Here is a 15,946-nt window from a genome sequence, read left to right on the forward strand (position 1 = left end):
ACCACTCTCGGAAAGCGGCTTAAGAAGGTTCTAAGAGTCCGCTTTGGCATTCTTCGGGGTATGAACAGGATTCTGGTGGCCGACGACGAGCCGGAAGTGCGGGCCGCCGTCGAGGACGGGCTGAGCGTGGAGGGGTACGAGGTACGAGGGGTCGGCGACGGCCTGGCCGCGCTCTCGGCGGTGGCGTCCTGGCAGCCCGACGCGCTGGTCCTGGACGTGATGATGCCGGTCCTGGACGGGCTCGCGGTGTGCCGCCGGCTGCGCGCGATGGAGGACAGGACCCCGGTCCTGGTCCTCACCGCCCTGGCCTCCGTCAGCGAGCGCGTCGACGGCCTGGACGCGGGCGCCGACGACTATCTGGTGAAGCCGTTCGCGCTGGACGAACTGGTGGCCCGGGTCAGGGCCCTGCTGCGGCGGGCCGCCCCGCCCGCGGCGGACGGGGCGGAACTGTCCTTCGCGGACCTGACACTGGATCCGGTGGCCCGCACGGGGCGACGAGCGGGCCGCCCGCTGGAGTTCAGCCGCACCGAGGCCGCCCTGCTGGAACTGCTCCTGCGCCACCCGGGCCAGGTGCTCCCCCGTGCGATGATCCTGGAGCGCGTCTGGGGGCAGGACTTCGGGCCGGACTCCAACTCGCTCGCGGTGTACGTGGGTTACCTGCGCCGCAAACTGGAGCTGGGCGGCGAACCGCGGCTCGTCCACACGGTGCACGGTCTCGGCTACCGGCTGGACACGGCATGAGCGGGGTGCGCCGGCTGGGCGCCCGGTGGCGACGTCGGCGCCCGGTGCGTACACGGCTGGCACTGGCGGCCTCGGCGGCGGTGGCACTGGTCGCGGTCGGGGTGTGCGCGGCCGCCTTCTTCGTGATCCGCTACGAGCTGCTGCACCAGCTGGACCTGAATCTGACGCAGTCCGCGACTCGGCTGACCCAGGAGAACCGGGGCGGCGGCCCGCAGGTACTGGCCGGCGAGTGCCGGTACCTCTCCGCGCCCGCTTGCGCACAGGTGGTCCCGGCCTCCGCGGCGGCGGACCCGGGCGAGGCGTATCCGCTGCCGGTCTCCGCTCCGGTACGAGAGGTGGCGGCGGGCGACCGGCCCCCGTACTTCAGCAACATCACCCGCTTCGGGCAGCCCCTGCGGATGCTCACGACGCGCTTCGGTGACGGGCGGGCGCTCCAGGTGGCGCTGCGCTCGGACCCGGTGGAGAAGGGCGTCCGGCAGGCTGCCGTACTGCTGGCGGCGGTCGGCGGGGCGGGCGTCCTGCTGGCGGCGGCGCTCGGCTACGGGGTCTCCCGCACCGGCCTGGCGCCCGTGGCCCGGCTCACCTCGACCGCCGAGCGGATCGCGGCCACCCGGGACCCGCGCCACCGCATCGAGCTGCCGCCGGGGCCGCCGGGACGCCAGGACGAAGTGACCCGGCTGGCGGCCAGCTTCAATACGATGCTCGGTGAGCTGGAGCAGTCGGTGACCGCCCAGCGCCGGCTGGTCGCGGACGCCTCGCACGAACTGCGGACCCCGCTGACCGCGCTGCGCACCAACGCGGAGCTGCTGGCCCGGACCGACCGGCTGACGCCGGCACAGCGCGACCGGGCGGCGAAGGCGCTGGGTCGGCAGATCCGCGAGGTGACCGGCCTGGTGAACGACCTGATCGAGCTGGCCAGGGACGAGGAGCCGCTGCCGCTGCTGGAGGAGGTACGCATCGCGGACCTGGCCGGGCATGCGGTGACCACGGCCCGGACACACTGGCCGGAGACCCGCTTCCTGCTGGAGATCGCGCCCCCGGCGGCGGAGGTGACCCGGCCCGGCGTGCCCGCCCGCCTGAGTCGGCTGCTGACCAATCTGCTGGACAACGCGGCCAAGTTCAGCCCGCCGGGCGCCCCGGTGGAGATCGGTCTGACCGCGTTCGGGGACGGGCTGGAGGTGACGGTCCGCGACCACGGTCCCGGGATCGCGGCGGCGGACCTCCCGTACGTCTTCGACCGCTTCTACCGCGCCGACGCGGCCCGTGCGCTGCCGGGCTCGGGACTGGGGCTGGCCATGGCCCGGCAGATCGCACGGGCTCATGGCGCGGACCTGACGGCACGGGCGGCGCCGGGCGGCGGAGCGCTGTTCACGCTGACGTTCGAGGGCGGGGACCCGCCGGGCGGCGGGGCCCTCCCCCGCGCCCGTCAGAAGCCGGGCGGCTCCGTGTAGGTGCCCCACTCGTCGCGCAGGACCCCGCAGATCTCACCGAGCGTCGCCTCGGCCCGCACCGCGTCGAGCATCGGCACGATCATGTTGGAGCCGTCGCGGGCGGCGGCCAGCATCGCGCCCAGCGCCGACTTCACCCGGGCGTCGTCGCGGGCGTCCTTGCGGCCGCCGAGCGCCCGGACCTGCTCGCGCTCGACCTCGTGGCTGACCCGCAGGATCTCCAGGTCGCCGGTGACCGAGCCGTGGTGGACGTTGACGCCGACGACCCGCTTGTCGCCCTTCTCCAGCGACTGCTGGTAGCGGAAGGCCGACTCGGCGATCTCGCCGGTGAACCAGCCGTCCTCGATGCCGCGCAGGATGCCGGAGGTGATGGGCCCGATGGGGTGCTGCCCGTCCGGGTGGGCCCGGGTGCCGCGCTCCTTGATCTGGTCGAAGATCTTCTCGGCGTCGGCCTCGATCCGGTCGGTGAGCTGCTCGACGTACCAGGAACCGCCCAGCGGGTCGGCCACATTGGCGACGCCGGTCTCCTCCATCAGCACCTGCTGGGTGCGCAGGGCGATCTCGGCGGCCTGCTCGGAGGGGAGCGCGAGGGTCTCGTCGAGGGCGTTGGTGTGCAGCGAGTTGGTGCCGCCGAGGACCGCGGAGAGCGCCTCGACGGCCGTCCGCACGACGTTGTTGTACGGCTGCTGGGCGGTGAGCGAGACACCGGCGGTCTGGGTGTGGAAGCGGAGCCACTGCGCCTTGTCGGTCTTCGCGCCGTAGGTCTCCTTCATCCAGCGGGCCCAGATCCGGCGGGCCGCGCGGAACTTGGCGATCTCCTCGAAGAAGTCGAGGTGCGCGTCGAAGAAGAAGGAGAGGCCGGGCGCGAAGGTGTCGACGTCGAGGCCGCGGGAGAGGCCGAGCTCCACGTAACCGAAGCCGTCGGCGAGGGTGTACGCGAGCTCCTGCGCGGCCGTCGCCCCGGCTTCGCGGATGTGGTAGCCGGAGACGGAGAGCGGCTTGTAGGCGGGGATGTCGCGGGCGCAGTGCTCCATCAGGTCGCCGATGAGGCGCAGATGGGGCTCGGGCTGGAAGAGCCACTCCTTCTGCGCGATGTACTCCTTGAAGATGTCGGTCTGGAGCGTGCCGTTGAGCACGCCCGGGTCGACGCCCTGGCGCTCGGCCGCGACCAGGTACATGCAGAAGACCGGGACGGCGGGTCCGCTGATCGTCATGGACGTCGTGACGTCGCCGAGCGGGATGTCCTTGAAGAGGACCTCCATGTCGGCGGCGGAGTCGATCGCCACACCGCAGTGCCCGACCTCGCCGAGCGAGCGGGGGTCGTCGGAGTCGCGGCCCATCAGCGTCGGCATGTCGAAGGCGACGCTGAGCCCGCCGCCGCCCGCGGCGAGGATCATCTTGTAGCGCTCGTTGGTCTGCTCGGCGTTGCCGAAGCCGGCGAACTGGCGGATGGTCCAGGTCCGGCCGCGGTAGCCGGTGGGGTAGAGCCCCCGGGTGAAGGGGTACTCGCCGGGCCAGCCGATTCGCTCGAACCCCTCGTACGTGTCCCCGGGGCGGGGGCCGTACGCGGGCTCCACCGGATCCCCGGAGAGTGTGGTGAAGTCCGCGTCACGCTTGCGGGCCTTGTCGTAACGGGCCTGCCAGCGGAGGCGGCCTTCCTCGATCGCGTCAGCGTCCATACCATCGAATTTACTAGGACGTCCTAGTAAATGTCGATGGCAAACCGCCCGGTGCTTCGCACGGGGCGGTTCGGGCGGCGCGGACCGGGGTCCGGCCGGTTCAGGCCTTGGCGGTCGCGGGGGAACCGTCGACGATCAGCGGCTCGACCTCGCGGACGACCTTGCGCTCGACGAAGAACGCGGCCGTCGGGATGGTGCCGGAGATCAGTACCCAGAGCAGCTTGCCCATCGGCCACTTCGCCTTGGAGCCGAGGTCGAAGGCGAAGATCAGGTAGATGATGTAGAGGACACCGTGGATCTGGGAGACGACGAGCGTCAGACCCTCGCCCTTCTCGAAGCCGTACTTGAAGACCATGCAGGTGCAGAGCACCAGCAACATGACGGCGGTGACGTAGGCCATCACCCGGTACCGGGTCAGCACACTGCGTTTCATGGCATCGAGCGTAACCGGACGGCCGGGGCGATCTTGCAGCGGGCCGGGCTCTCGAAACGCCGTTCTACGCCCTCCGCCCGCGCTTCTTCCCCGCGCCTCTCCCCCGCGCCTCTTCTCTACGTCTCTTCGAAGTCCTGGGCGGAGATCCGCAGCGGCCGCAGCATGGCGAAGATCTCCGCGCACTCCTCGGCGTCGTACGCCCCTAGCCCGAACTCCATGTCGACCAGGTCCTTGGTCGCGGCCTCGACGACCTCGCGGCCCTTGTCGGTGATGGAGGCGAGGGTGCCGCGGCCGTCGTTCGGGTTGGGGCGCTTGGCGACCAGGCCGGAGCGCACCAGCCGGTCCACGGTGTTGGTGACGGAGGTGGGGTGGACCATGAGCCGCTCGCCGATCTTGGACATCGGCAGCTCACCGGCCTTGGAGAAGGTGAGCAGCACCAGCGCCTCGTAGCGCGCGAAGGTCAGTCCGTACGGCTTGACGACCGCGTCGACCTCGGCGAGCAGGATCTGCTGGGCGCGCATGATCGAGGTGATCGCCCCCATCGAGGGCACGGGGCCCCAGCGCTGCTGCCAGAGTTCGTCGGCGCGGGCGATGGGATCGAAGGGGAGACTGAGCGGCTTCGGCACGGCACCGACCTTACCCACTGGTCATATGCTGGTCAGCCCCGTCTCGAACTTCGGTCCGAGGACCGTGCGCGGGTTCCGTGTTCCTGGCCTCGCGGACGAGGACGAGCGTGCACACCGTACCGATCACAGCGGCCCCGGCGACCACCTGATGTACGGGGACGAATTCGGCGGCGAGCCCGGCGAGGGCCATGCCGATGCCCTGGACCGTCATCAGCCCGGCGGTGAGCAGGGTCATGGCCCGGCCCCGCAGCTCCTCCGGGACGGCGTCGACGAACCACTGGTCGAGACCGATGACGTACGCCGCCCCCACCCCGGCCAGCACGAGCGCGACAACGCTCAGGACTATGCCGGGACGGAACCCGTACAGCACGAGGGGCAGCAGCCCGGCGGCGGCGACGGGCAGCACGATCCTGGAGCGCAGGCGCGGGGCGAGCACCGCGCCCACGTACAGCTCGGCGCCGATGTGACCGACCGGCATCGCGCACATCAGCAGTCCGAGCGCGGCCGGGCCGACACCGATCTCGTCCGCGTACGGTGCGGCGAGCGCCTCCGGTGCCACGACGAACATCGCCGGCAGCCAGAAGAGCAGCATCAGCGCGCGGATCCTGCGGTCGGCGAGGACGGTCCGGGCTCCGGCGAGCGAGTCCTTGAGCAGGGCGCCGCCTGCGCCGCTGCCGCTCCGGGCGGGCCGGTCCCGGGTCCCGAAGCGGAGCAGCGCCGCCGAGCAGAGGAAGGTCCCGACGGTGATCGTGATCGCCCCGCGCGCGGACACCGCGGCGAGCAGCGCACCGCCCACGCCGAAGCCGATCAGCATCGCGCTCTGCGACACGATCCGCAGCAGCGAGCGGCCCAGTACATAGAGGTCGCCATCGCCGAGGATGTCGGTGAGCGCGGCCATGCGCGTCCCGGTGAAGACGGGCGACACGGAGGCGACGAGACAGCGCAGCGCGAGAAGCCCGCCGACGGGGGTCCCGGGCAGCACCATGACGGCGACGCAGCCCGCGCAGATCAGATCACAGGTGACCAGGACCCGGCGGGCGGGGTAGCGGTCGGCGACCCCGGCGAAGAGCGTGCCGCCGACGAGGTACGGGAGGAGACCGAGCGCGAAGGTGAGGGCGCTGAGCAGGGGCGATCCGGTGAGGTCGTAGACGAGGACGGTGAGCGCGAGCTCGCTGACAACGACGCCGAGGAGGGAGAGCAGGTGTGCGGCGAAGACGGCACGGAACTCCCGTACGGCGAAGACGGCGCGGTAGCCGCGGGGTGTGCCGGGGTCCGGGACGGAAGCCGGAGCCCGGAGCGTGGGCGACGGGTTCGGGTCAATGGGGTCGGCGCGCTCCGGGGACGGCGCCGCTCCTGTGGGGTGGGCGTTCGCTGCGGACGGGTGGTGGGGTGATGGGCCCGTCGGGCCGCTCGGGGGGTCCACCGCGTCGCGTGGGCTGCCCGCCGGGGCGGGGCTGTTGCTCGGCATGGACGCAGCGTGGAGGAGCATGGCCCGCGCTCCATAAACTTTCGGCTGACACCGAATCTTCGTGAGGTGCGCCGATGCCGTTCCATCTGCATTTCGACGAGAGCGATCTGCTGTGCTGCAGGTTCGCCCTCTCCCCGCTCTGGGAGACGCAACAGGCGGTACGCACCCTTCTGCGCCCCGGGAACCACGGCTACCACGAGCCGTGGCTGCGGCGTATCCGGAGCGCCGCCGCGGGGCTCGAACTCGGGCCGCTCTGGTCGCTGATGCCGGCCGGCGGACACAATCCTGACTTTCTCTGCCCGCCGCCGCTCGGGCCCTATGCATCCTTCGAGGAGGAGATCGCCGGGGTGCGCGCCATCGACCCCGAGCTCGTCCGTGCGGACCTGGCACTGACGCTCGCGTGTGTGCCGGGGGCGCTGGACTCCCCCTCCGGACGGGCGATGCTCGACGACCCCGCCCGTGCGCAGCGGGAGCTGTCCGCGCTTCTGGAACAGGCGTGGCGCGTCCTGGTCGAGCCGGACTGGCCGCGGCTGCGCGCATTGCTGGAGGCGGACATCGCGTACCACTCGCGGCGACTCGCCGCGGTCGGCCTCGCGCGGCTGCTCGGCGAATTGAGTCCCCAGCTGAGCTGGGCGGGCTCGACGCTCACGCTCGTCGGGATGCGGGGCCGGCACTCCCGGGTGCTCGGTGGGCAGGGTCTTGTCCTGATGCCGAGCGTCTTCGCCTGGCCGGATGTGGTGAGCGGGTACGAGCCGCCCTACCAGCCCGCGGTGATCTATCCGGCGCGTGGGATCGGTGGCCTGTGGACGGAGCCCGCGGACCGTACGCCGCAGGCGCTCGCGCGGCTGCTCGGGCGGGCGCGGGCCGATGTCCTGTGCATGCTCAACGAACCGGCAGGGACGAGCGCCCTCGCCCACCGGCTCGGGCTCGCGCCGTCCTCCGTGTCGGAACATCTGTCGGTGCTGCGGGCGGCGGGGCTGCTGACCTCGCGGCGGTACGGGCACCAGGTGCTGTACGAGCGGACACCGCTCGGGTTCGCGCTGGCGGTGGAGCCCGCAACGCACTCCGGGTGACCAGGCCCCCCGCGCCGTGCAGCGCGGGGGTTCTCCGGGTGGTGCGGAGGGGCGTCAGCCCGCGAGGTACCGCTCGACCGTCTCGACCTTCGAGGTCAGTCCGTCGGTGACACCGGGGCGGATGTCGGCCTTCAGTACGAGGGAGACGCGTCCGGCGCGGGCCTCGACGGCGGCGACGGCCCGCTTGACGACATCCATGACCTCGTCCCATTCACCCTCGATGGAGGTGAACATGGCGTCCGTGCGGTTGGGCAGGCCGGACTCGCGGACGACCCGGACGGCGTCGGCGACGTACTCGCCGACGTCCTCGCCGACTCCCAGCGGGCTGACCGAGAACGCGACGATCATGCGCTGACCACGCCTTCGCGGCGGGCGCGGGCGGCGATGACGCCGTCGGCCTCGTAGCGCTTGAGCAGCTTGTCGCCGTACAGGCCGCCGAAGGGCAGCAGCGCGAGCAGGAAGAAGAACGCGACGCGCTTCAGCGGCCACTTGGTCTTGGACCAGACATCGAGCAGCAGGACGGCGTAGATCACGAAGAGCACGCCGTGCAGGATGCCGAGCGGCATCATCAGGAAGTCGATGTCGGAGACCCGGCTGAGGATCGAGCCGAAGATGATCAGCGCCGGGAAGGAGAGCGCCTCGGGAATCGAGATGAGGCGCAGCCGGTGCAGGGCGGTAGCGGTCTTGATGTCCACGAGGGCACCTTCGGTGGGAGGACGGTGACAGCTTGTGAATACGGGCACAAGCTCGACCCATTGTGGCATCGGCGCGGGCGGCGCTCGGCGCCGGGGGCCGTATCGGTCGGGTGAAGGACGCGTCCGCGCCGACAGGGCTTACGTCCCGGTTGCGTACGGATCCCGTACCGGATGCGTATCAGGGGCCGTTCAGGGGTCCGGATTCTCCTCCGGGCCCTGTCCCGGCCGGGGGCCTGCCGCTAACGTCGCCCCGTGGCAATGTTCCGACTCCAAGGCAGCAGGACGCTCGCCGTCGACCTGGCCGGCGACGCCGTCAAGGCGAAGAACGGCTCGATGGTCGCCTACGACGGCCGGATGACGTTCAAGAAGATGACCGGCGGCGGTGACGGGCTGCGCGGCATGGTGACCCGACGCCTGACCGGCGAGCAGATGTCCGTGATGGAGGTGACCGGCCAGGGCACCTGTTACTTCGGGGACCGCGCGAGCGAGATCAATCTCGTCTCGCTGCACGGGGACAAGCTCTACGTCGAGGCGAGCAATCTGCTGTGCACCGACGCGGGGCTGCGCACCGGCACCACCTTCACCGGCCTGCGCGGCGGGGCGAGCGGCAACGGCCTGTTCACCACCACCGTCGAGGGCACCGGCCAGGTGGCGATCATGTCGGACGGCTCGGCGGTGGCGCTGCGGGTCTCGGCCCAGTACCCGCTGTTCGTCGACCCCGGCGCCTACATCGCCCACCAGGGCAGCCTCCAGCAGCACTTCCAGTCCGGCGTGAACTTCCGGACGGTGATCGGCGAGGGTTCCGGGGAGTCCTTCCAGATCCGGTTCGAGGGCGAGGGCGTCGTCTACGTCCAGCCGAGCGAGCGGAACACCATCGGGGGCGATGTCTGATGCCGTTCCGTGAGATCAACTCGAAGATGGTCGAGGCGACGGTGGTTCCCGGCCAGAAGATGTACAGCCAGCGGGGCGCGATGCTCGCCTACCGCGGCGAGGTGTCGTTCACGCCGAACATCCAGGGCGGCCAGGGCGGCGTGATGTCGATGATCGGCCGGCGGGTGGCCAATGAGGCGACCCCGCTGATGACGGTCGAGGGCAGCGGAACGGTGATGTTCGGCCACGGCGGCCATCACATCCAGGTGATCAACATGACCGGGGACACCCTGTACGTGGAGGCCGACCGGCTGCTCGCCTTCGACGGGACGCTCCAGCAGGGCACGATGTTCATGGGCTCGCAGGGCGGCGTGATGGGCATGGTGCGCGGCCAGGTGACCGGGCAGGGCCTGTTCACCACCACGCTCAAGGGCCATGGCGCGGTCGCGGTGATGGCCCACGGCGGGGTGATCGAGCTGCCGATCACCCCCGGCCGCGAGGTGCATGTGGACCCGCAGGCGTATGTCGCGCACCACGGCGACGTACGGAACAAGCTCTCGACCGCGCTCGGCTGGCGCGACATGGTGGGGCGCGGCTCCGGCGAGGCGTTCCAGCTGGAGCTGAGCGGCAGTGGCGCGGTGTACGTCCAGGCCTCGGAGGAGAAGCTGTGAGCACGCCCGTGGTCTTCGACCCGATGACGCTGCCGTCGGACGACAACGTCAACTCGTACACCTTCTGCGTGGAGCTCAAGGGGAGCCAGTGGTTCCTGCAGAAGGGCAAGATGATCGCCTACTACGGACGGATCGATTTCAACGGCATCGGCCACGGCCGCTTCGAGCGGCTGATCCGTACGAGCTTCCACTCGCCGCTGCACGCGAGCGACTGGGTGGTGGCCGAGGGCAGCGGCAAGATGCTGCTCGCGGACCGGGCCTTCGATGTGAACTCCTACGACCTGGACGAGGGGAATCTGACCATCCGGTCGGGCAATCTCCTCGCGTACCAGCCGTCACTGGCACTCAAGCAGTCGATCGTGCCGGGCTTTCTGACCCTGATCGGTACGGGGAAGTTCGTGGCCGCCTCCAACGGTCCGGTGGTCTTCATGGAGCCGCCGCTGCGGGTCGACCCGCAGGCCCTGGTGGGCTGGGCGGACTGCCCCTCGCCGTGCCACCACTACGACCACGGCTACATGACGGGCGTACTGGGCGGCCTGCGGTCCCTGACGGGCCTCGGGGGCACCTCGGGCGAGGAGCACCAGTTCGAGTTCGTGGGCGCGGGTACGGTGCTGCTCCAGTCGACCGAGATCCTGATGGCCGAACAACCGACGGGCGCGGTGCCGGGTCAGGCGGGGGTCCCGGGCGGCGCGGGTCAACCTGGCGCCTCACCCCGTATGCCCGGTCAGCTCGGGGACCTCCAGCGTCGCTTCGGTTTGTGAACGGTACTCTGCGGAGTGTGACGTCGAACGTCCGCACCCCGCGCCCGGACCCGTCTCCGGACGGGTGCCGACCGTCACACCTCCCTACTTCGTCCGGCTTTCAACTTCTTAGGTAGAATCCATATATGGAGACCGAGACGGCCACCCGCTGGCTGAACGACGCGGAGCAGTGCGCCTGGCGCACCCACCTGGACGTCAGCAGGCTGCTGATGCACCAGTTGGAGAAGGATCTCCAGCCGTTCGGCCTGACCAACAACGACTACGAGATCCTGGTCAACCTCTCGGAGTCGGACGACCAGCGCATGCGGATGAGCGACCTCGCCGCCGCGACGCTGCAGTCCAAGAGCAGGCTCTCGCACCAGATCACCCGCATGGAGAACGCCGGTCTGGTCCGCAGGGAGAACTGCGAGTCCGACCGGCGCGGTCTGTACGCGGTCCTCACCGAGGACGGCGCGGAGACGATGCGCAAGGTGGCGCCGCACCATGTGGCGTCGGTCCGCAAGCACTTCATGGACCTGCTGACGCCTGAGGCGCTGGCGAACCTGCACGCGGCGCTGACCCCGGTCGCGGAACACCTGCGGGGACGGCGCGGCAAGGTGTGACCCCCGGCGGGGCGGCGTTCAGCGGGCTCCGGGCAGCCAGAGCTCGAACCGGGCGCCGCCCTCCCGCGCACCGTCCACCGTCAGCCGCCCTCCGTGCCGGGCGGCGACGTCCCGGGCGATGGCCAGGCCCAGGCCCGCGCCGCCGTCGTCCCGGGTGCGGGCGTCGTCGAGCCGTACGAAACGTTCGAAGATCCGCTCACGCTCCTCCGGCGGCACTCCCGCCCCGTCGTCGGTGACGGCGACGACCACGCCGCCGCGCTCCGCCGCACGCACCGAGACCGTCACCGCGCTCCGCGCATGACGCTCCGCGTTGTCCAGCAGATTGCCGATCACCCGCGCCAACTGCCCACGCGAACCGGCCACTTCGAACGGCCCGGAGTCCGGTCCGGAGTCCGGCACCGACAGCGTCACCGCGATCCGGTCGCCCGTGCGCTGCGAGACCTCCTCGCGGACCAGCGCGCCCAGGTCCAGCGCCGTACGGCCCGGCCGCTCTCCCGCGTCGAGCCTGGCCAGCAGCAGGAGATCGGCGGCCAGCGCCTGGAGCCGTACGGTGTCGGCGACCGCGCCCGGCACGTCCAGCAGCTCCGGATGGGCCGCCCCCACCTCCAGTTGGGTGCGCAGGGAGGCGATCGGGCTGCGCAGTTCGTGCGAGGCGTCCGCGACGAAGCGCCGCTGACGCTCGACGGAGGCCTCCAGAGCGGTGAGCGTCTCATTGGTCGTACGGGCCAGCCGGGCGATCTCGTCGCGCGAGCCGGGCTCCGGCACCCGCCGGCTCAGGTCCTCGGACGCGGTGATCGCGGCCATCTCGCGCCGGATGCCCTCGACCGGGCGCAGCGCCCGCCGGGTCACCAGCCACGTCACCCCGGCGACGACGAGCAGCAGCACCGGCAGCCCGACCAGCATCGCACCGCGCACGGTGCCCACCGCCTCCTGCTCGGCGGCCAGCGGGGCGCCCGCGTGGACGGTCAGGGTCACCCCGGCGGGAGTCGTCGCCTGCACGGACGCGAAACGGTAGTCGGCCGTTTCGCCGTCGACGTCGGCGGTGCCGTTACCGAAGTCCGGTTCGTCGGAGTCGACTTCGCCGCGACCGGGGGCGGGGGCGGCGTGACGGTCGTCGTCATCGCTTCCGTCGTCGTCGCTTCCGTCGTCGTCGCCGCCCGTGCTGCCGGGCTCCCCGGCGGTCGGTGACGGGACCGGTGTGACCCGGTCCGTACCGGTGCCGGAGATCGCCCGGAGGTCCTTGGAGACGGCGACCACGCGCCCGTCCTCGTCGGTCACCTGGACCGGATGGTCCTCCTCGTCGCGCATCTCCAGCCGGCCGTACGGCACATCGAGGGCCAGTTGCCCGGCCACTTCCCGGGCCACCACCTCGGCCTGCAGGCCCGCCTGGTCGGTGAGGTTGGCGCGCAGGACGAGGAGTACGGAGAGCCCGGCGCCGATCAGCGCGAGGGCGACCACCACCGTGGCACCCAGCGCGGCCCTGGCCCGTACCGACCTCACAGCGCCTCCAGCCGGTACCCGGCGCCGCGCACCGTGCGAATGGCGGCCGCGCCGAGCTTGCGCCGCAGCGCGCTCACGTACACCTCGACGATGTTCGGGTCGCCGTCGTAGGCGAAGTCCCAGACGTGTTCCAGGATGTCCGCCTTGCTCACCACCTGTCCGGCCCTCAGCGCGAGCTGTTCCAGCACCGCGAACTCCTTTGTGGTGAGGATGATTTCGGCTTCGCCGAGGTGGACGCGGCGGGCGGCGGTGTCCATGCGCAGGGCACCGACGGTGACCACCGGGGAGCCGGAGCCGCCTCCTCGGCGCCGCAGCAGCGCCCGGATCCTGGCCACCAGTACGACGTACGAGAAGGGCTTGGTCAGGTAGTCGTCGGCCCCGGTGTCGAGGCCCTCCGCCTCGTCGTACTCCCCGTCCTTCGCCGTCAGCATCAGGATCGGTGTCTCGTGTCCGGCGGCGCGCAGGGCGGCGCAGACGCGGTAGCCATTCATCCCGGGCAGCATGATGTCGAGGACGACGAGGTCGTACGCGCCCTCGGCGGCCCGGTGCAGCCCTTCGAGACCGTCGTGCGCCACGTCCACGGCGAAGCCCTCGGCGGTGAGCCCCGCGGCCAGGGCCGTCGCGAGCCGCTTCTCGTCCTCCACGATCAACAGGCGCATACGCACAGGGTCGCAAACCGAACCTGAAGACGGCTTCAGGTGGCTTCAGGCTGCGTTCAGCATCACCCCGGCAATGTGGTCCTCGTCGAAACCGGCCACCCGATCGGGGAGGAACCCACATGAAGCGCAAGATCGTCATCGCCGCAGTCACCGCGGCCGTGCTCGTCGGCGGCGGAGCCGCCACGGCGGTCGCCTTCGCGGACGACGACAGCCACGACCGCGAGACCCGTTCCGGCGCGCCGAGCGGTGCCACCGCCCGCGTCGACGTGGCGGACGCCATCACGGCCGCCGTCAAGGCCGTCCCGGGCACGGTCACCGAGGCCGAGCTGGACGACGAGGACGGCGGGCTCGTCTGGGAGCTCGACGTGTACGGCTCCGACAAGGCGTGGCACGACGTGACGGTGGACGCGGGCAACGGCAAGGTGCTCGGCAAGCACACCTCCGACGACGACGGTGACGACGACCGCGACCGGCACGCGCCCCGGTCGGCCCCCGTGTCGCTGAACGCGGCCGTCGACGCCGCGCTGAAGGCGAACCCCGGGACCGTGACCTCGATCGACCTGGACGACCACGACGGCCGCGACGGCGGAGCACTGCACTGGGAGGTCGACGTCCGGGGCAAGGACGGCAAGCAGCACGAGCTGAACGTGGACGCGAAGTCGGGCAGGGTGACGGTGGACCGGTCGGACGACGACCACGGGGACGACGACCGTGACGGGGACGACGACTGAGGGCGCCCCGTCCCGGCGGTCCGTCAGGGTGCGTAGCCGGAGAGGACGGTTCCGTTCTCGAAGGTCAGGAAAAGCACGTCTCCCTTCGCGAGATGGGGACACGGTTTCCGGGTCGACCTTGCTGTTCGGGACATTCGACCAGCCGGAGTACCCCTTCATGTTGACCGGGCTCTCTTGGCTGCCCCGGGCGAATTCGTAGGACTCCAGGAGTCCCTCCGTGACGAGGTAGGCGTGGTCGCCGACGATGACCGGTGCGCCCGAGTAGTCCACCGCTTCGGACGTCGCCCAGTCCTGCCGCCCGTCGGCGAGGCCGAACGCGTACACCCGGTCCGGTGAGCTGAGCACGACCGTGCCGTCCCGGGTGACGGCGGGCCGGTAGGCGATGTCCACTCCGCCGGCGATCGTCCGGCGGTTCCGCGGCGCGGTCACGTCGACGACCGTCAGGCCGCTCGGGCCCCGGCAGAGCAGTTCCCTCCCCTTCAGGACCGGTGTGCGGCAGGCGATATCCCCGGGCCGGAAGGCCTTCGGCGCCTCCTCACCCATGGCGTACACCACGCCGTCGTCGGTGGCGATCGGCCAGAAGTTGCCCCCTGGGCGTTGGAGACGCCCTGCGGGGACAGCGGCTCTCGCCACTTCTCGGCGCCGGTTCTCAGGTCGTAGGCGGCGAGGGACGCGTTGCCGAACGTCGGTGCGGTGGAGGCGAAGACCAGGCCGTCGACCACGAGCGGCGCACTCTCCAAGTTGTGCGCGCCGCCGGACCGGACCTCCCAGCGGACCTTGCCGGTCCGGGCATCCAGCGACTGCAGCCGGTCACCCGCCGCGAGCAGGACGGTGCCGTCGTAAACGATGGGGCGGGTGGACCCGGCCGGCATGAAGAACTGGCCCCGGGGCCCCCAGCCCGCCGAGCGGGTGGTCTCCCCCGTATCCAGCGTCCACATCCGGTGCCCGTCCGCCGCCGACAACGCCTCGTACGTGCCGTCCACCATCCGGCAGACCACCACATCCCGGCCCGCCGAACAGCCGATCGGCGACCCCGTGAACTTCCCCTTCCAGGACTTCTTCCACCCCGCAGGCCGGACGTCGCGGCCGTACGGGACCGTGCCCGAGGCGTCCGGGCCGCCGTTCTCGTCCACGCCCGCCACGATGCGGACGGCGGGTGAACCGCCCCCGCGCGCGGTCCCTTCGGGGGTCTTCTGCTGGTTGCGCCAAGCCAGGAGTCCCCCTGTCGCCACGCCCAGCACGATCAGCGCGGCGAGGGCGGCGCCCCGTGCGCGCCGGGAGCGGCGCCGGGGTGGGGCGAGGCCGGGCCCCTGGGTGGGGGCGATGTGCAGCCCCGGGGTGAAGTCGGTTCCCTGGGTGGGTGGTGGTGGGGCGCGGGACGGCTGTCGGCGGTTGCCTCGGCCGGTGTGTATCCCGGCAGCAACGGACCGTCCAGGGCCATGACGCGGGCCAGTTCGCGCCCGTGCTCGGCGATGTGCTGCGCCACCGGGTCCGGCCACCGCTGTGCCGCGCCGGGGTCGAGCAGCTCCGCGAGTCCGGCGGCGGTCGGGCGGGCGGCCGGGTCGGCCACCAGGCAGCGGTCCAGTACGGCACGCAGCGCGTCGGGAACGTCGTCGAGCAGCGGGGCGAGGTGGGGTCCGGCGACGGACCGGGCGACGGTGATCTCGCGGCGGAAGCGGCTGCGGAAGCCGGGGTCCTTGGACACGTCGCGGCGGACGGTCTTGACGGCGACCGGGTCTCCGCCGCCGTCCCGGGCGCCGAGGAAGACCTCTCCCATGCCGCCCGCGCCGAGCCGGGCCCGTATCGCGTACGGGCCGATCCGCCTCGGCGAGTCCTCCCGCAACGGACCCAGCATGCGCCACTCCCCCCGTCGGTACGCATGGATCGGCGGGCGTCCCGTGCAGTATCCGGGTGCGCGCATCCGGCCGTCATCCTGCCACGGACACGTCATGAACCGCAGCGCCGTACGAATGCGACCGGGCGGGTCCC

General features: G+C 71.5%; 18 protein-coding genes. 8 read left to right on the forward strand and 10 right to left on the reverse strand.

All coding sequences use genetic code 11. The annotated features are described in order from the left end of the window. Positions 1–60: 60 nt before the first annotated feature. Together OG520_RS12450 and OG520_RS12455 are read left to right on the forward strand one after the other, a co-directional pair. On the forward strand, positions 61–741 hold the full coding sequence (locus OG520_RS12450) for a response regulator transcription factor (protein ID WP_399333986.1): 681 nt from the start codon (positions 61–63) through the stop codon (positions 739–741). Continuing rightward, positions 738–2,192 carry a sensor histidine kinase gene (locus OG520_RS12455; RefSeq protein ID WP_406013220.1) on the forward strand — a complete coding sequence of 485 codons (1,455 nt, stop codon included), beginning with the start codon at positions 738–740 and terminating at the stop codon, positions 2,190–2,192. Before OG520_RS12450 ends, OG520_RS12455 begins: the two co-directional genes overlap by 4 nt. Here the strand turns inward: OG520_RS12455 and OG520_RS12460 are convergent. The 4 genes from OG520_RS12460 to OG520_RS12475 all read right to left on the reverse strand — a co-directional run bounded on the left by OG520_RS12460 (position 2,168) and on the right by OG520_RS12475 (position 6,395). Continuing rightward, complete coding sequence (locus OG520_RS12460; RefSeq protein WP_266426629.1) at positions 2,168–3,868, reverse strand: methylmalonyl-CoA mutase; 1,701 nt, start codon at positions 3,866–3,868, stop codon at positions 2,168–2,170. The two genes, OG520_RS12455 and OG520_RS12460, sit on opposite strands and share 25 nt — an antisense overlap. A 100-nt stretch (positions 3,869–3,968) precedes the next feature. Next, a complete protein-coding gene (locus tag OG520_RS12465; protein ID WP_266426627.1) occupies positions 3,969–4,301 on the reverse strand; it encodes a DUF3817 domain-containing protein in 333 nt (110 codons plus the stop codon). Between the two features lie 116 nt (positions 4,302–4,417). Further along, complete coding sequence (locus OG520_RS12470) at positions 4,418–4,927, reverse strand: MarR family winged helix-turn-helix transcriptional regulator (RefSeq protein ID WP_406013221.1); 510 nt, start codon at positions 4,925–4,927, stop codon at positions 4,418–4,420. Between the two features lie 10 nt (positions 4,928–4,937). Continuing rightward, positions 4,938–6,395: an MFS transporter gene (locus OG520_RS12475; protein ID WP_406013222.1), complete on the reverse strand. Its 1,458-nt coding sequence runs from the start codon at positions 6,393–6,395 to the stop codon at positions 4,938–4,940. Positions 6,396–6,469: 74 nt separating this feature from the next. Here OG520_RS12475 and OG520_RS12480 point away from each other — a divergent pair, with 74 nt between their 5' ends. Further along, entirely contained in the window at positions 6,470–7,468 is a 999-nt protein-coding gene (locus OG520_RS12480) for a DUF5937 family protein (RefSeq protein ID WP_406013223.1), read from the forward strand. Positions 7,469–7,522: 54 nt separating this feature from the next. Here the strand turns inward: OG520_RS12480 and OG520_RS12485 are convergent, their stop codons facing one another. Next, entirely contained in the window at positions 7,523–7,816 is a 294-nt protein-coding gene (locus tag OG520_RS12485) for an MTH1187 family thiamine-binding protein (RefSeq protein WP_030916057.1), read from the reverse strand. After that, on the reverse strand, positions 7,813–8,163 hold the full coding sequence (locus OG520_RS12490) for a DUF3817 domain-containing protein (RefSeq protein ID WP_266426613.1): 351 nt from the start codon (positions 8,161–8,163) through the stop codon (positions 7,813–7,815). The genes OG520_RS12485 and OG520_RS12490 overlap by 4 nt, the downstream gene beginning before the upstream one ends. Before the next feature lie 258 nt (positions 8,164–8,421). Between OG520_RS12490 and OG520_RS12495 the strand changes: the two genes are divergently transcribed. The 4 genes from OG520_RS12495 (at position 8,422) to OG520_RS12510 (ending at position 11,067) form a co-directional block, all read left to right on the forward strand. Continuing rightward, on the forward strand, positions 8,422–9,054 hold the full coding sequence (locus tag OG520_RS12495) for an AIM24 family protein (RefSeq protein WP_406016471.1): 633 nt from the start codon (positions 8,422–8,424) through the stop codon (positions 9,052–9,054). Then, entirely contained in the window at positions 9,054–9,704 is a 651-nt protein-coding gene (locus OG520_RS12500; RefSeq protein ID WP_399333999.1) for an AIM24 family protein, read from the forward strand. The genes OG520_RS12495 and OG520_RS12500 overlap by 1 nt, the downstream gene beginning before the upstream one ends. After that, positions 9,701–10,465, forward strand: a complete 765-nt coding sequence (locus tag OG520_RS12505; RefSeq protein ID WP_389980186.1) for an AIM24 family protein — start codon at positions 9,701–9,703, stop codon at positions 10,463–10,465. The genes OG520_RS12500 and OG520_RS12505 overlap by 4 nt, the downstream gene beginning before the upstream one ends. Before the next feature lie 125 nt (positions 10,466–10,590). Beyond that, positions 10,591–11,067 (forward strand): MarR family winged helix-turn-helix transcriptional regulator, encoded by a 477-nt coding sequence (locus OG520_RS12510; RefSeq protein WP_266426606.1) that lies wholly within the window; start codon positions 10,591–10,593, stop codon positions 11,065–11,067. Positions 11,068–11,085: 18 nt separating this feature from the next. Here OG520_RS12510 and OG520_RS12515 read toward each other — a convergent pair whose 3' ends face one another. Both OG520_RS12515 and OG520_RS12520 read right to left on the reverse strand, forming a co-directional pair. After that, the gene (locus OG520_RS12515) at positions 11,086–12,567 is read right to left on the reverse strand and encodes an ATP-binding protein (RefSeq protein ID WP_406013224.1); all 1,482 of its coding nucleotides are present in this window, start codon (positions 12,565–12,567) and stop codon (positions 11,086–11,088) included. Further along, the gene (locus tag OG520_RS12520) at positions 12,564–13,226 is read right to left on the reverse strand and encodes a response regulator transcription factor (RefSeq protein ID WP_406013225.1); all 663 of its coding nucleotides are present in this window, start codon (positions 13,224–13,226) and stop codon (positions 12,564–12,566) included. Before OG520_RS12520 ends, OG520_RS12515 begins: the two co-directional genes overlap by 4 nt. A gap of 119 nt (positions 13,227–13,345) precedes the next feature. Here OG520_RS12520 and OG520_RS12525 point away from each other — a divergent pair, with 119 nt between their 5' ends. After that, positions 13,346–13,957 (forward strand): PepSY domain-containing protein, encoded by a 612-nt coding sequence (locus tag OG520_RS12525; RefSeq protein WP_406013226.1) that lies wholly within the window; start codon positions 13,346–13,348, stop codon positions 13,955–13,957. Positions 13,958–14,436: 479 nt separating this feature from the next. Here OG520_RS12525 and OG520_RS12530 read toward each other — a convergent pair whose 3' ends face one another. After that, entirely contained in the window at positions 14,437–15,189 is a 753-nt protein-coding gene (locus tag OG520_RS12530; RefSeq protein ID WP_406013227.1) for a PQQ-binding-like beta-propeller repeat protein, read from the reverse strand. Between the two features lie 11 nt (positions 15,190–15,200). Next, a complete protein-coding gene (locus OG520_RS12535) occupies positions 15,201–15,812 on the reverse strand; it encodes a hypothetical protein (RefSeq protein ID WP_406013228.1) in 612 nt (203 codons plus the stop codon). Between the last annotated feature and the right edge of the window lie 134 nt (positions 15,813–15,946).

Source organism: Streptomyces sp. NBC_00984 (genome assembly GCF_045162475.1).
In the GTDB taxonomy this organism is placed as follows: Bacteria; Actinomycetota; Actinomycetes; order Streptomycetales; family Streptomycetaceae; genus Streptomyces.

Excerpts from the sequence above, each read along its gene's own strand:
- OG520_RS12495 (WP_406016471.1), top strand. The coding sequence starts at position 8,422 with ATGTTCCGACTCCAAGGCAGCAGGACGCTCGCCGTCGACCTGGCCGGC.
- OG520_RS12500 (WP_399333999.1), top strand. The coding sequence starts at position 9,054 with ATGCCGTTCCGTGAGATCAACTCGAAGATGGTCGAGGCGACGGTGGTT.
- OG520_RS12485 (WP_030916057.1), bottom strand. The coding sequence starts at position 7,816 with ATGATCGTCGCGTTCTCGGTCAGCCCGCTGGGAGTCGGCGAGGACGTC.
- OG520_RS12535 (WP_406013228.1), bottom strand. The coding sequence starts at position 15,812 with ATGCTGGGTCCGTTGCGGGAGGACTCGCCGAGGCGGATCGGCCCGTAC.
- OG520_RS12465 (WP_266426627.1), bottom strand. The coding sequence starts at position 4,301 with ATGAAACGCAGTGTGCTGACCCGGTACCGGGTGATGGCCTACGTCACC.
- OG520_RS12480 (WP_406013223.1), top strand. The coding sequence starts at position 6,470 with ATGCCGTTCCATCTGCATTTCGACGAGAGCGATCTGCTGTGCTGCAGG.
- OG520_RS12520 (WP_406013225.1), bottom strand. The coding sequence starts at position 13,226 with ATGCGCCTGTTGATCGTGGAGGACGAGAAGCGGCTCGCGACGGCCCTG.
- OG520_RS12460 (WP_266426629.1), bottom strand. The coding sequence starts at position 3,868 with ATGGACGCTGACGCGATCGAGGAAGGCCGCCTCCGCTGGCAGGCCCGT.
- OG520_RS12525 (WP_406013226.1), top strand. The coding sequence starts at position 13,346 with ATGAAGCGCAAGATCGTCATCGCCGCAGTCACCGCGGCCGTGCTCGTC.
- OG520_RS12475 (WP_406013222.1), bottom strand. The coding sequence starts at position 6,395 with ATGCCGAGCAACAGCCCCGCCCCGGCGGGCAGCCCACGCGACGCGGTG.
- OG520_RS12510 (WP_266426606.1), top strand. The coding sequence starts at position 10,591 with ATGGAGACCGAGACGGCCACCCGCTGGCTGAACGACGCGGAGCAGTGC.
- OG520_RS12450 (WP_399333986.1), top strand. The coding sequence starts at position 61 with ATGAACAGGATTCTGGTGGCCGACGACGAGCCGGAAGTGCGGGCCGCC.
- OG520_RS12455 (WP_406013220.1), top strand. The coding sequence starts at position 738 with ATGAGCGGGGTGCGCCGGCTGGGCGCCCGGTGGCGACGTCGGCGCCCG.